We start from the raw sequence: 13,597 nt of genomic DNA, 5'->3' as shown, positions 1-13,597 counted from the left end.
CGTAATCCTGGTGCGGCGCTCCCATCGACGGCCTGAACCCCCACCGAAAGGTAAAGGCCGTGCGATTTCGCACCATGCTGCTGCCCGTGGCGTTGGCCGCCACGGTCGGCGCCGTCGTCCCTGCACCGTCCACCGCCACCGCTGCCGCCCCGGGGCCGTCGCTCGCCGTCGACGTCACCGCCGGCCGGCACCCGATCAGTCCGTACGTCTACGGGATGAACTTCGCCTCCGAGGAGTTGGCCCGCGACATCCGGCTGCCGGTCAACCGGTACGGCGGCAACGCCACCACCCGCTACAACTTCCGCAACGACACCACCAACCGGGCCTCGGACTGGTACTTCGAGAACATCCCGAACGACAATCCCGACCCGGCCAGCCTGCCGAAGGGCTCCGACAGCGACGAGTTCGTCGCGGCGAACAAGGCGACCGGGACCGGGACGCTGATGACGCTGCCGATGATCGGCTGGGTGGCCAAGGACCGGGCCCGCGCCTGCGGCTTCAGCGTGGCCAAGTACGGCCCGCAGGAGTCCACCGACCAGTGGGCGCCGGACTGCGGCAACGGGAAGAAGCCGGACGGCACGCCGATCACCGGCAACGACCCGACCGACACCAGCGTGGCGGTCGGCCCGGAGTACGCCGCCGACTTCGTCACGCACCTGAAGACCCAGTTCGGCGGCGCGGCCGACGGCGGTGTGCAGTTCTACAACCTGGACAACGAGCCGGACCTGTGGCACGCCACCCACCGCGACGTCCGCCCCGAGGGGCTCGGCTACGACGAGCTGCGGGACCGGACGTACGCGTACGCCGCGGCGATCAAGGGGGCGGACCCGGACGCGAAGACCCTGGGGCCGGTCGGCTGGGGACTCAACTCGATCCGCTTCTCCGGCCTCGACCAGGACGTCTGCTCGCGTACCGGCTGCTGGTCGAACCCGCCGGACCGGGCCGCCCACGACGGTCAGGAGCTCGGCCCCTGGTACCTGGACCAGATGCGCGCCTACGAGCAGGAGCACGGCGAGCGCATCCTGGACTACTTCGACATCCACATCTACCCGCAGCAGGCCGGTGTGCACAGCAACGAGCCCGGCGACGCGGCCACCCAGGAGCGTCGGCTGCGCTCCACCCGGCAGCTCTGGGACCCGACGTACGTCGACGAGAGCTGGATCGACCAGCCGGTGCGGATGATCCCGCGGATGCGGGAGCTGGTGGACCGGCACTACCCCGGCACGAAGGTCGCGATCACCGAGTACAACTGGGGCGCGTACGGGCACCTCAACGGGGCGCTCACCCAGGCCGACATCCTCGGCATCTTCGGCCGCGAGGGCCTGGACATGGCCAACCTGTGGACCGCGCCGGAGGCCGACCAGCCGGTGGCCCACGCCTTCCGGATCTACCGCAACTACGACGGCCGGGGCGGGGCGTTCGGCGATACCTCGGTGCGGGCCACCAGCGCCGACCAGGGGAAGCTGGCGATCTACGCGGCCGAGCGGAGCGGCGACGGAGCGCTGACCATGGTCGTGGTGAACAAGACCGGCGACGAGCTGACCAGCCCGGTCTCGCTCACCGGCGCCTCCACCGGCACCGCCGAGGTCTACCGCTACAGCGGCGCGGACCTGACCGGCATCGTGCGCCAGGCGGACCAGCCGGTCGGTGCCACCGGCTTCACCGGCACCTTCGGCGCCAACTCGGTGACCATGATCGTGCTGCCGCGCGGCGCCGGCGAGGACACCACCGCGCCGACCGCGCCCGGTAAGCCGGTGGCGGGCGCTGTCACCGGCAACAGCATCGCGTTGAGCTGGGCGGCGTCCACCGACGACGTCGGGGTGGCCGGCTACGACGTGCACCGGGTGGACGGCGGCACCACCGTGAAGGTGGCCAGCAGCACCGGCCCGTCGGTCACCGTCACCGGGCTGTCGTCGGACCGGTCGTACACCTTCGTGGTGACCGCGCGGGACGCGGCGGGCAACGTCTCGGCGGCCTCGCCGGAACTGGTGGCCCGCACCGCGCACCGACCGGACGGCGCCTGCCGGGTGGCGTACGCGGCGAACAGCTGGCCGGGCGGCTTCACCGCGACCGTCACCATCACCAACGGCACCGCCGTCCCGATCGACGGCTGGCGGCTGGCCTTCGACTTCCCGAACGCCGGGCAGCGGGTCGGCCAGGGCTGGTCGGCGACCTGGCGGCAGACCGGGGTGAGCGTCACCGCGGACAGCATGGGCTGGAACGGCCGGCTCGCCCCGGGCGCCTCGACCAGCATCGGCTTCAACGGCACCTGGTCGGGGCAGAACCCGACGCCGACGGCGTTCACGCTCAACGGCCAGGCGTGCGGTAACTGACACCGCACCGCGGAGGGCCCCGGGGCGTACCCCGGGGCCCTCCGTCGGTCAGGCGGCCGGCGGCAGGACCTTCTCGATCGCGGCGCGCAGCTCGGCGGCGTCCGGTGCGACGGTCGGGGCGAACCGCGCGGCCACCGCGCCGTCCGGGCCCACCAGGAACTTCTCGAAGTTCCACCGCACATCCCCGGCGTGCCCGTCGGCGTCCGGGGTGTCCGCCAGCGCGGCGTACAGCGGGTGCCGGTCCGGGCCGTTGACGTCCACCTTCTCGGTCAGCGGAAAGGTCACCCCGTAGTTGACCTGGCAGAAGTCGCTGATCTCCGCGGCGCTGCCCGGCTCCTGCCCGGCGAACTGGTTGCACGGCACGCCCAGCACCACCAGACCGCGGTCGGCGTACTCGTCGTGCAGGGACTGGAGGCCGGCGTACTGCGGGGTCAGGCCGCAGCGACTGGCCACGTTGACGACCAGCAGCGCGTGGTCGCGGTACCGCGCGAGGTCGGCGGGTCCGCCGCCCAAGGCGTCGATCCGGATGTCGAAGACGGTCATGGGGCGAGGCTACGCCGCCGCGATCGGGGTTCCGCCGGGGCGGGCGCGGGAGATGCCGCCACGGTCGGTCGAGCCGGGCGGTCCGGACGGGCGGTCACGCTCCCACCGGAAATCGATAGATGCACATCTTGACGAAGTGATGACGCCGTGAGTAGCGTCTCAGCATCTTCTGGAAAGTTTCCTAACTGTTTGGGGTGACGCCACATGAAGAGATCGCTCCGCCGCGCCCTCTGGGTCGGGGCCGTGATGGCGGTGACCGCCGCCACGGTGCCGATGGCCTCGGCCTTCGGTGCCGGCAGCGTGACCGCGGCCTTCGCCAAGGCCCAGGACTGGGGTACCGGCCACGAGACGCGGGTGACCGTCACCAACGGCTCGAACGCCTCCGTCAGCACCTGGCGCATCGAGTTCGACCTGCCCGCGGGCACCAGCATCAGCAGTTCCTGGGACGCCGACGTGACCCGCACCGGCGACCACTACGTCGCGGTGAAGAAGAGCTGGGCCGGACCGCTCGCGCCCGGTGCCGCCTTCAGCTGGGGATACAACGGCAGCGGGCCCTACCGGGCGCCGCTGAACTGCACCATCAACGGCGCGCCCTGCGCCGGTGGCGGCACCCCGCCGCCCACCACGGCCCCGCCCACCACGGCCCCGCCGACGACCGCGCCGCCGACCACGCCGCCCCCCACCACCCCGCCGCCGACCACCCCGCCGCCGAACACCGGCGACAAGAAGGTCGTCGGCTACTTCGCCCAGTGGGGCGTCTACGCCCGCAACTACCACGTGAAGAACATCCACACCAGCGGCTCGGCGTCGAAGCTGACCCACATCCTGTACGCGTTCGGCAACACCACCGGCGGTCGCTGCACCATCGGCGACAGCTACGCCGACTACGAGAAGGCGTACACCGCCGCGGACAGCGTGGACGGCGTCGCCGACACCTGGGACCAGCCGCTGCGCGGCAGCTTCAACCAGCTGCGCAAGCTCAAGAAGATGTACCCGCACATCAAGGTGATCTGGTCCTTCGGCGGGTGGACCTGGTCCGGCGGCTTCACCCAGGCCGCGCAGAACCCGGCCGCCTTCGCCGAGAGCTGCCACAACCTGGTCGAGGACCCGCGCTGGGCCGACGTCTTCGACGGCATCGACGTCGACTGGGAGTACCCGAACGCCTGCGGCCTCACCTGTGACGCCAGCGGCCCCGCCGCGTTCAAGAACGTGGTGAGCGCGCTGCGCGCCAAGTTCGGCTCGTCGGCGCTGGTCACCGCCGCGATCACCGCCGACGGCAGCAACGGCGGCAAGATCGACGCCGCCGACTACGCCGGCGGCGCGACGCACCTCAACTGGATCATGCCGATGACGTACGACTACTTCGGCGCCTTCGCCGCGCAGGGACCCACCGCACCGCACTCGCCGCTCTACTCCTACAGCGGCATCCCGCAGCAGGGCTTCTGGTCCGACGCGGCCATCCAGAAGCTCAAGAGCAAGGGCATCCCGGCGAACAAGCTGCTGCTCGGCATCGGCTTCTACGGCCGGGGCTGGACCGGGGTCACCCAGACGGCACCCGGCGGCAGCGCCACCGGTGCGGCGCCCGGCACCTACGAGCAGGGCATCGAGGACTACAAGGTCCTCAAGAACACCTGCCCGGCCACCGGCACCGTCGGCGGCACGGCGTACGCCAAGTGCGGCAGCAACTGGTGGAGCTACGACACCCCGTCCACGATCAACGGCAAGATGACGTACGCGAAGAACCAGGGCCTCGGTGGCGCCTTCTTCTGGGAGCTCTCCGGTGACACCGGAAACGGCGAGCTGATCGGCGCCATCAAGGGCGGTCTCGGCTGACGCCGAGTGCCGACGCACCACCCACACGGCGGGGAGGGACCATGCACCGGGTCCCTCCCCGCCCGCGCGTCAGCCGCCGTCGGATCGTTGCCGGTGCTCGCCCGGGGAGATCCCGTACGCGGCGCGGAACACCCGGTTGAAGTGGGCGGGATCGCTGAAGCCCCGCCGGCGGCCGATGTCCCGGACCGAGAGATGTCGCAGTCGCCGGTCTTCGAGGTCCTGCCGGCACCGCTGGAGTCGCAGCGTGCGGATCAGCGCCGCGACCGTGGTCGGCGACCCCTCGAACAGCCGGTGCAGCGAGCGGACCGAGAGATGGTGCGCCTGCGCCACCGTCGCCGGGCCCAGCGCCGGGTCGTCCAGGTTCCGCCGGACGAACGCCTCGATCCGGGCCCGCAGGCCACCGGCCCGGACCTCGGCGGGCAGGGCGTCCTCCGCGCCCAGGCCGGCGGCGACCGTGCCGGCGATCAGGGCGAGGGCGGCGGCGTCCAGCCGGGTGGCGTCGGCGGGGGCGTACTGCTCGGGGTGGTCGACGACCTGGCGGAGGAACTGGGCCAAAAGCAGGCCCATCCCCCGGTCGGCGGGGATCCGGCCGATCCGGGACCCTCCGTCGCGGTAGTGGGGGACCGGCAGGGCGCTGTGCGGGATCAGGGCGGTCAGGGTCGACAGCGGCAGCCGGGAGGCGGCGACCGGCCGGTGGGACGACCCGTGCGGACGGACCGTGTCGATGAGGGCGAAGCCGCCCGGGTCGAGCGGGCCGGTCCGCTCCTGCTGGGTCACCGTGCCCCGGCCGGACAGGGGCAGCGCCAACTGGTACAGCTCCGGATCGGTGCTGCTGATCATCCGTGCGGTGCGGCGCAGGTCCAGCGACGGGTACCGCCACGCGGAGAGCTTGACCGTGCCGAGGTCGACGACCCGGGCGGAGGCGGTGAAGTCGGCGGCGTGCGCGCTGCTGATCCGGGCGCTGGCGGACTCCCGGGCCACCAGGTCGTGCCAGAAGTCGAACCGCTCGCTCGGATCGAGGTGCGCCGTGTCGACCGATGTGACCGTGAGGATGCCGATCACCTCCCGCGGACATCGTCCTACGCCGGGTCCCGCCGGGCCAGCGCGCCGCCCGCGACGCCTCCGGTCGGTCCGGGTGGCGCCTTCGGCGACGTCTGGGGCCGGTCCTTCTGGCGGTGGCGGCGACCTCCGGTGCCACGGGAGCGACATGAGCCGGGACCGATGTGACAGACTCGCCGGTCAACGGGTTCGATGCCGGTGGCGACGGAGGTGGCGATGCGGGTGACGCACCGGAGGGTGGCGACGGTTGTGCTGGCCCTGGCCGTCCTGCCGTCGGCCCTGCTCGGATGCGGGATCGTCGGGGACGACGAGAAGCCCGCCGAGAAACCCGGCCGGGCCCCCGCCGAGGAGGCCGCCGCGAAGTCCCGCGAGCGGGTCCAGGCCTACCTCGACGCGATGACCGCCAAGGACGTCGCGGCCGGGCGCAGCCAACTCTGCGCCGCCCTGCACCAGAGCTTCGACGCGTCCGCGACCGGCCCCAACGGCGACTTCGCCGACCACTTCCAGGTGCCGCAGGCGGAGATCGTCGACGTCCGGGCGGGCGGGCTCGGCCAGCAGGTCAGCGCCTCCGTCTCGGTGACCGTCGGCTCGCGGAAGGTGACCCGGGCGCTGCTGTTCACCGTCACCCGCGACGGTGCCGACTGGTGCATCGCCGGCGAGGCGCCCGGCGGCAACACCCCGGAGCCCGCCGCGACCCCCTGAACTGCCCGTCGGTGAGCCGGCTCTCAACAGCCGGAACCATGCCCCTCGGGGACCCCATGTCCATCCGGTCGCCGTACGCTTTCTGTCATGCGCCATGAGTGGCACCAGCTGAGCCATCCCGCGGTGGGCAGCCCCGGTCTGCAGACGAGCCGCCCGACCGTCGACTCCGCCGAGGACGCAGCCCTCGGCCTGGACCGGTGGCGGGAGCTGCCGCGTCAGCAGACCCCGCCCTGGCCGGACCCGGGCCAGGTCGCCGAGGTCTGCAAGGTCCTGGACACCGTGCCGTCGGTGGTCGCGCCCTACGAGGTCGACCAGCTCCGCCAGCGCCTGGCCCTGGTCTGCGAGGGCAAGGCGTTCCTGCTCCAGGGCGGCGACTGCGCGGAGACCTTCGTCGACAACACCGAGAGCCACCTGCTGGCCAACGCGCGCACCCTGCTCCAGATGGCGATCGTCCTGACCTACGGCGCGTCGCTGCCGGTGGTGAAGGTCGCCCGCGTCGCCGGGCAGTACACCAAGCCCCGGTCGCTGCCGACCGACGCCCGCGGGCTGCCGGCCTACCGCGGCGACATGATCAACGGTCTGGAGGCCACACCGGAGGCGCGGGTCGCCGACCCGCAGCGCATGATCCGGGCGTACGCGAACTCGGCCGCCGCGATGAACATGCTCCGCGCCTACCTCGGCGGCGGCCTCGCCGACCTGCACGCCGTGCACGACTGGAACAAGGGCTTCGTGCGCAACTCCCCGGCCGGTGAGCGCTACGAGGCCATCGCCCGGGAGATCGACCGGGCGTTGGCGTTCATCCGGGCCTGCGGGATGACCGAGGAGGAGGCCCTGCGCACGGTCACCCTCTACTGCTCGCACGAGGCGCTCGCCCTGGAGTACGACCGGGCGCTCACCCGGGTCTCCGGCGACCGCGCGTACGGGCTGTCCGGGCACTTCCTCTGGATCGGTGAGCGCACCCGGCAGATCGACGGCGCGCACATCGACTTCATCTCCCGCATCGCCAACCCGATCGGCGTGAAGCTCGGCCCGACCACCACGCCGGACGAGGCGATCGAGCTGTGCGAGAAGCTCAACCCGGACAACGTCCCCGGCCGGCTCACCCTGATCAGCCGGATGGGCAACCACCGGGTCCGCGACGCCCTGCCCCCGATCGTGGCCAAGGTCGCCGCCGCCGGTGCCAAGGTGGTCTGGCAGTGCGACCCGATGCACGGCAACACCCACGAGTCGTCCAACGGCTACAAGACCCGGCACTTCGACCGCATCGTCGACGAGGTGCTCGGCTACTTCGAGGTGCACCGTGGCCTGGACACCCACCCCGGCGGCCTGCACGTCGAGTTGACCGGCGAAGACGTCACCGAGTGCCTCGGCGGCGCCCAGGGCATCGAGGACCTCGACCTGCCCGGCCGTTACGAGACCGCCTGCGACCCGCGACTGAACACCCAGCAGTCGTTGGAGCTGGCCTTCCTGGTGGCGGAGATGCTCCGTGGCTGACAGCGTGATCGATCTCCGGTCCGACACCGTCACCCGGCCCACCGCCGGGATGCGGGCGGCGATGGCCGCCGCGGAGGTCGGCGACGACGTCTACGGCGAGGACCCCACCGTCAACGCGCTGGAAGCCGAGGTGGCCGCGCTCTTCGGGCACGAGGCCGCGCTGTTCGCCCCGACCGGGTCGATGGCCAACCAGATCGCCCTGCAACTCGTGGTCCCCCCGGCGCACGAGTTGCTGTGCGACGCCGACGCGCACGTGGTGACGTACGAGATCGGCGCGGCGGCCGCGTACGGCGGGATCTCCTCGCGGACCTGGCCGGCGGTCGGTGCGGACGTCGACCCGGACGTGGTCGCCGCCATGATCCGGCCGGACGGGTACTGGGCGGTGCCCACCCGGGCCATCGCCGTCGAGCAGACCCACAACCGGGGCGGTGGCGGGGTGATCCCCCTGGCCACCCTCCGCGAGCTGCGCCGGGTCGCGGACGAGGCGCAGGTGGCGCTGCACTGCGACGGTGCCCGCATCTGGCACGCGCACGTCGCCGACGGGGTGCCGCTGGCCGAGTACGGCGCGCTCTTCGACACCCTGTCGGTCTGCCTCTCCAAGGGCCTCGGCGCGCCGGTCGGCTCGCTCGTGGTGGGCAGCGCGGAGAAGATCGAGCGGGCCCGCTTCGTCCGCAAGCGGATGGGCGGCGGGATGCGGCAGGCGGGTGTGCTCGCGGCCGCCGGCCGGTACGCCCTCGCGCACCACATCGACCGGCTCGCCGCCGACCACGCGAAGGCCGCCCGGCTCGCCGAGGCGATCGCCCCGTTCGGGGTGCTCGCCACCACGGTACGCACCAACCTGGTGCCCCTGGACCTGACCAAGGCTCCGCTGGACGCGCACGCCCTGGCCGCCGCCGCCCGCGCCCGCGGGGTGCTGGTCTCGGTGCTCGGCCCGCGTACCGCACGCCTGGTCACCCACATGGACGTGGACGACGACGCCGTCGACCGCGCCGCCGACGCCCTGACCACCATCCTCCGCGCCTGACCCGGGCGGTCAGGGGCGGAGGCGTTTGAGGGTCGCCACGTCGACGGCGTGCCCCTCGTGCTTCTCGGTCGGGGTCTCCACCACGACCGGGATGCCGGCCGTGGCCGGATGCGCCATCAGCTCGGCGAAGGCGGGCTCGCCGATCGAGCCCTTGCCGATGTTCTCGTGCCGGTCCCGGGTGGAGCCGCACAGGTCCTTCGAGTCGTTGGCGTGCACCAGCCGCAGCCGGCCCGCACCCACCGTCGCCACCAGGGTGTCCAGGGTCGCGGTCATGCCGCCCTCGGCGGCCAGGTCGTGCCCGGCCGCCCACGCGTGGCAGGTGTCGAAGCAGACCCCGAGCCAGGGGTGCCGCTCGACCGCGTCCAGGTAGGGCCCGAGCTGCTCGACCCGCGAGGCCAGGGACCGGCCGCCGCCGGCGCTGGGCTCGACGAGCAGCATCGGTCCACCGGCCGCGGCGACCGAGTCCAGCAGGGGGAGCAGCGTCTCGCGAACCTGGGTCATCGCCGCGTCCGCGTGTCCCGCGTCGACCGCGCTGCCGGCGTGGAACACCACCCCACGGGCCCCGATCGCGGTGCCCCGGCGCAGGGCGTGTGCCAGGGTCTCCGCGGACCGCTGCACCGTCGCGGCGGTGGGGGAGCCCAGGTTGACCAGCAGTGAGGCGTGGATGAACACCGGGACGTCCCGCTCGGCGCAGCCGTCGCGGAACAGCACGTCCTGCGCCGGGTCACCCGGGGGCAGCGCCCAGCCCCGCGAGTTGGAGACATAGACCTGCACCACCTCGGCGCCGGTCGCGTCCACGTACGGCAGGGCCGCCTTCGCCAGACCGCCGGAGGTCGGCGTGTGCGTGCCGACCGGCCGGTAGGCGTCCACGGTCGTCACAGGCATCCGATGGTGACCTGGGTGCCCGGTGGCACCTGGGCGTTCTCGCCGGGGTTCTGGAAGCGGGTCAGGCCGTTCGGGTTGAACTGCACGGCGACCGGGAAGCCCTGGCTCTCCAGGGTCTGCTTGGCCTGCGGGCACGGCAGGTCGACCACCCGGGGCACCACGACCAGCGGCGGCCCGTTGCTGATCTCCAGCTTGACCTGGGTGCCCTTCTCCACGCCGGCGCCGTCGGCCGGGCTCTGCCCGAGCACCTCGTCCTTGGGTTTGTCCGATTCCTTCCCGGTGGGCGGCTCGACCAGCACCAGACCCAGTTGGGCGAGGATCGCCCGGGCCTCGTTGAGGTTCTTGCCGACCACGTTCGGCACCGTGATCGGCGCACGGCCCTTGCTGAGGATCACGGTCACCTTGTCGCCGGGCTTGACCTGGGCGCCCACCTTCGGGTTGGTGTCCACCACCACGCCCTCGGGCAGGTTGTCGTCGTAGCGGGCGGTGCCCCTGGCAACCACCAGCTTGGCGTCGGCCAGGTCGGCCTCGGCCAGCTCGAACTCCTTGCCCACCACGTCGGGCACCCCGAACCGTTCCGGGCCGAGGGAGAGCGTCAGCGTGATGGTGCCGCCCTTCTCGATCCGGCTGGCCGAACTCGGGTCCTGGGCGAGGACGCCGTCCTTCGGGACCTTCTCGTCGAACCGCGGCTCGGCGTACGCCAGCTGGAAACCGCCGCGGGTGGCCTGCGACTCGGCCTCGGCCTTGCTGAGGCTGACCAGTTGGGGCGCGACCGTGTAGCGACCGACGCCGACCCACCAGCCACCGATGGCCGCGACCAGGCCGAGGACCACCACGGCGGCGGCCACCGCGACCCGGCCCCGAGGGTCACCGAGCACCCGGGCGCGCAGCGCGCCGAGCCGGGACCAGAGGTCGTCGCCCTGCTCCGGCGCCGCCCGGCGTCGGCCGGCCCGCTGCCCGCCGCCGGTCTCGGGCAGTCGGGCCCAGGTGGGCCGCTGCGCCGGCTGGACCGCCGCGACCATCATGGTCGGCTGAGCCATCGGCTCGTCGGTCACCCGGCGCAGCACCGCGGTACGCGTGTTGGGGTTGCCCAGGTCGTCCCGGGCGACCTGCACCTCGGCCAGCATCGCGCCGGCGTCGGTCGGACGGGCGCCCGGGTCCCGGCGGGTGGCCCGGCCGACCAGGTCGTCCAGCGCCCGGGGCAGCCCGGGCACCAGGGTCGAGGGCGCCGGCACGTCGCGGTCGACGTGCTGCCAGGCGACCTCGACCGGCCGGTCGCCGTCGTAGGGCACCCGGCCGGTGAGCATCTCGAACAGGACGATGCCCGCCGAGTAGACGTCCGTCCGCGGGTCGGCGTGGCCGTCGGTGACCAGCTCCGGCGCGACGTACGCCACGGTGGCCATCAGCTGGGTGCCCTGCTCGTCGTCGGCGCTCGCCTCGACCGCCCGGGCCAGCCCGAAGTCGGCCACCTTGACCACGCTGTCGATCAGGTTGGCCGCACCCCCGGTGGGCGCCTCGGCGACCAGCACGTTCTCCGGCTTGACGTCCCGGTGGACCAGCCCGGCCCGGTGCGCGGCGGCGATCGCGGCGAGCATCTGCTCGGTGATGGCGAGCGCCTCGTCCGGGTTCAGTCGGCGGCGCTCGGCCAGCACGTCACGCAGGGTGCGGCCGCGCACGTACTCCATCACCAGGTAGGGCATGCCGGCGTGGGTGCCCTGGTCGTAGACGGCGACCACGTTGGGGTGGGTCAGCCGCGCGATGGTCTTCGCCTCGTCGGTGAACCGCGCCACGAAGCCGGCCATCCGGGCCCGGGTGTCCGGCTTCTGGGACGGGTGAATGATCTTGACCGCCACGGTGCGCTCCAGGCGCTCGTCGGTGGCGGTGTAGACGGTCGCCATGCCGCCACGAGCCACGCGACCGCGGATGCGGTAGCGCCCGTCGATCAGCGAGCCCAGCAACGTGTCGGCGACCTGTGTGTCCATCGGCAGGCAGTCTATGTGTCCAGGAGGGTCTATGTGTCCAGGAGGTGAATGTGCCCAGGAGGTGAGGGTAGAACAGGATGCTACCGCCGGCCCCTGACAGCGGGCGTCCCGCCGCGCTCGCCCGGTCGTCCGCCCCGGTCGGTGCGGTGCTCCGGGGTGCCGTTGGCCCGGGCCGGGCGGGACGTGGCAGGGTGTTCGGGTGACCGACTCCGTACCCGCCGACAAGGGCGTCTCCGACGCCGACCTCGCCGGCCCCGCCGACCCGGCGGCCTGGCTGACCCTGCCGGACGTCGCCGAACGCTTCGACGTGTCGATCAGCAAGGTCCACCAGATGATCCGGGACCGTGAGCTGCTCGCCGTCCGCCGCGACGGCATCCGGCGGATCCCGGCCGACCTGGTGGCGAACGACACCGTACGCAAGCACCTGCCCGGTGTGCTCAACCTGCTGGCCGACAACGGCTACGACGACGAGGCCGCGCTGCGCTGGCTGTACGAGCAGGACGACACCCTGCCCGGCGGCACCCCCGCCACCGCTCTCGGCGGCGACCAGGCCCGCGAGGTCAAGCGCCGCGCTCAAGCCCTTGGCTTCTGACCCCCACCCCCCACCTCCCCCGGGTCCGGGGCGGCGGACCCGGCGGCGGGGTGGGGTGGTCAGGCGGGGCGGCGGGTGGCGGCGATGGCCAGGTCGACCAGGGTCTGCCGGGCCTCGGTGTCCAGGTCGACGGTGCCCAGCGCGGCCAGCGCCGCCTCGGTCAGCGTGGTGATCCGCTGCTCGGCACGGGCCAGCGCGCCGGCGTCGGTGATCAACTCGCGGAGCCGGGCGACGCGCGCCTCGTCCAGCCCCGGGTCGCCGAGACCGTCGAGCAGCAGCCTCCGACCCGCCTCGTCGGTGGCTTCCAGGGTCGCCGCCACCAGGTAGGTCCGCTTGCCCTCCCGCAGGTCGTCGCCGGCCGGTTTGCCGGTCTGCGCCGGGTCGCCGAACACCCCCAGCACGTCGTCGCGGAGCTGGAACGCCTCACCCAGCGGCAGGCCGTAGGCGGAGTACGCCGCGCGGACCTCCGCCGGCGCGTCGGCCAGCGCGGCGCCGAGCAGCAGCGGCCGCTCGACGGTGTACTTCGCCGACTTGTACCGGGCCACCTTCCCGGCCCGCTCCACCGAGGTGTCACCGGTGGCCTGGGTCAGCACGTCGAGGTACTGCCCGACGGTGACCTCGGTCCGCATCTCGTCGAACACCGGCCGGGCGCGGGCCACCATGGCCGGATCGAGCCCGGCGGAGTGCAGCAGCTCGTCGGACCAGACCAGGCAGAGGTCACCGAGCAGGATGGCGGCGGCGTCGCCGAAGCCGTTCGCGTCGCCTTCCCAGCCGGCCGCCTTGTGCCGGGCGGCGAACCTCCGGTGCACCGCCGGCTCACCCCGCCGGGTGTCCGAGCGGTCCATCAGGTCGTCGTGGATCAGCGCGCTGGCCTGGACGAACTCCAGCGCGGCCAGGGCGGTGACCACCTGGTCGGTGTCCACGCCGCCGACGCCCCGGTATCCCCAGTAGGCGAAGGCCGGCCGGAGCCGCTTGCCGCCGCCCAGGACGAACGCCTCGATCGCCTCGGCGACCGGCGAGAGCGCGTCGTCCACGCCGGCCATCCAGGCGCGCTGACCGGCCAGGAACGCGGACAGGGACTTGTCGATCCGTTGACGTAGCCCGGCGCGGTCGACGGGAGAAACGGGAGCAGCGTGGGTCACCCCACGAC

General features: G+C 73.0%; 11 protein-coding genes. 6 read left to right on the top strand and 5 right to left on the bottom strand.

From position 1 onward, the window contains the following. Window positions 1-59 precede the first annotated feature (59 nt). Window positions 60-2,333 (top strand): glycoside hydrolase family 44 protein, encoded by a 2,274-nt coding sequence (locus tag D7223_RS03495; protein WP_120724679.1) that lies wholly within the window; start codon window positions 60-62, stop codon window positions 2,331-2,333. Window positions 2,334-2,381: 48 nt separating this feature from the next. On the opposite strand, the gene D7223_RS03490 is transcribed toward D7223_RS03495, so the two are convergent. Further along, window positions 2,382-2,876, bottom strand: a complete 495-nt coding sequence (locus D7223_RS03490) for a glutathione peroxidase (protein WP_120724677.1) — start codon at window positions 2,874-2,876, stop codon at window positions 2,382-2,384. Between the two features lie 204 nt (window positions 2,877-3,080). Between D7223_RS03490 and D7223_RS03485 the strand changes: the two genes are divergently transcribed. Beyond that, window positions 3,081-4,709, top strand: coding sequence for a glycosyl hydrolase family 18 protein (locus D7223_RS03485; protein WP_120724673.1), 1,629 nt, complete (start codon window positions 3,081-3,083; stop codon window positions 4,707-4,709). 69 nt (window positions 4,710-4,778) lie between these two features. On the opposite strand, the gene D7223_RS03480 is transcribed toward D7223_RS03485, so the two are convergent. Further along, window positions 4,779-5,771 carry an AraC-like ligand-binding domain-containing protein gene (locus tag D7223_RS03480; RefSeq protein ID WP_158610815.1) on the bottom strand — a complete coding sequence of 331 codons (993 nt, stop codon included), beginning with the start codon at window positions 5,769-5,771 and terminating at the stop codon, window positions 4,779-4,781. A 213-nt stretch (window positions 5,772-5,984) separates the two neighbouring features. On the opposite strand from D7223_RS03480, the gene D7223_RS03475 reads away from it, so the two are divergent. The 3 genes from D7223_RS03475 to D7223_RS03465 all read left to right on the top strand — a co-directional run bounded on the left by D7223_RS03475 (window position 5,985) and on the right by D7223_RS03465 (window position 8,988). Continuing rightward, a complete protein-coding gene (locus D7223_RS03475) occupies window positions 5,985-6,470 on the top strand; it encodes a hypothetical protein (RefSeq protein WP_120725720.1) in 486 nt (161 codons plus the stop codon). Window positions 6,471-6,557: 87 nt separating this feature from the next. After that, window positions 6,558-7,964 (top strand): class II 3-deoxy-7-phosphoheptulonate synthase, encoded by a 1,407-nt coding sequence (locus D7223_RS03470; RefSeq protein WP_120724669.1) that lies wholly within the window; start codon window positions 6,558-6,560, stop codon window positions 7,962-7,964. Next, entirely contained in the window at window positions 7,957-8,988 is a 1,032-nt protein-coding gene (locus D7223_RS03465) for a threonine aldolase family protein (RefSeq protein WP_120724667.1), read from the top strand. The genes D7223_RS03470 and D7223_RS03465 overlap by 8 nt, the downstream gene beginning before the upstream one ends. Window positions 8,989-8,997: 9 nt before the next feature. On the opposite strand, the gene D7223_RS03460 is transcribed toward D7223_RS03465, so the two are convergent. Then, a complete protein-coding gene (locus tag D7223_RS03460) occupies window positions 8,998-9,873 on the bottom strand; it encodes a deoxyribonuclease IV (protein WP_120724665.1) in 876 nt (291 codons plus the stop codon). Further along, window positions 9,864-11,855 carry a Stk1 family PASTA domain-containing Ser/Thr kinase gene (pknB, locus tag D7223_RS03455; protein ID WP_120724663.1) on the bottom strand — a complete coding sequence of 664 codons (1,992 nt, stop codon included), beginning with the start codon at window positions 11,853-11,855 and terminating at the stop codon, window positions 9,864-9,866. Before pknB ends, D7223_RS03460 begins: the two co-directional genes overlap by 10 nt. Before the next feature lie 199 nt (window positions 11,856-12,054). Between pknB and D7223_RS03450 the strand changes: the two genes are divergently transcribed. Further along, entirely contained in the window at window positions 12,055-12,447 is a 393-nt protein-coding gene (locus D7223_RS03450; protein WP_120724661.1) for an Rv2175c family DNA-binding protein, read from the top strand. 59 nt (window positions 12,448-12,506) lie between these two features. Here D7223_RS03450 and D7223_RS03445 read toward each other — a convergent pair whose 3' ends face one another. Continuing rightward, the gene (locus D7223_RS03445; RefSeq protein ID WP_120724659.1) at window positions 12,507-13,589 is read right to left on the bottom strand and encodes a polyprenyl synthetase family protein; all 1,083 of its coding nucleotides are present in this window, start codon (window positions 13,587-13,589) and stop codon (window positions 12,507-12,509) included. Between the last annotated feature and the right edge of the window lie 8 nt (window positions 13,590-13,597).

This window comes from Micromonospora endolithica, from assembly GCF_003626595.1.
GTDB classification, from domain to species: Bacteria; Actinomycetota; Actinomycetes; order Mycobacteriales; family Micromonosporaceae; genus Micromonospora; species Micromonospora endolithica.
Note: the sequence above shows the minus strand (reverse complement) of the source record. Positions and strands in the feature narration are given on the sequence as shown.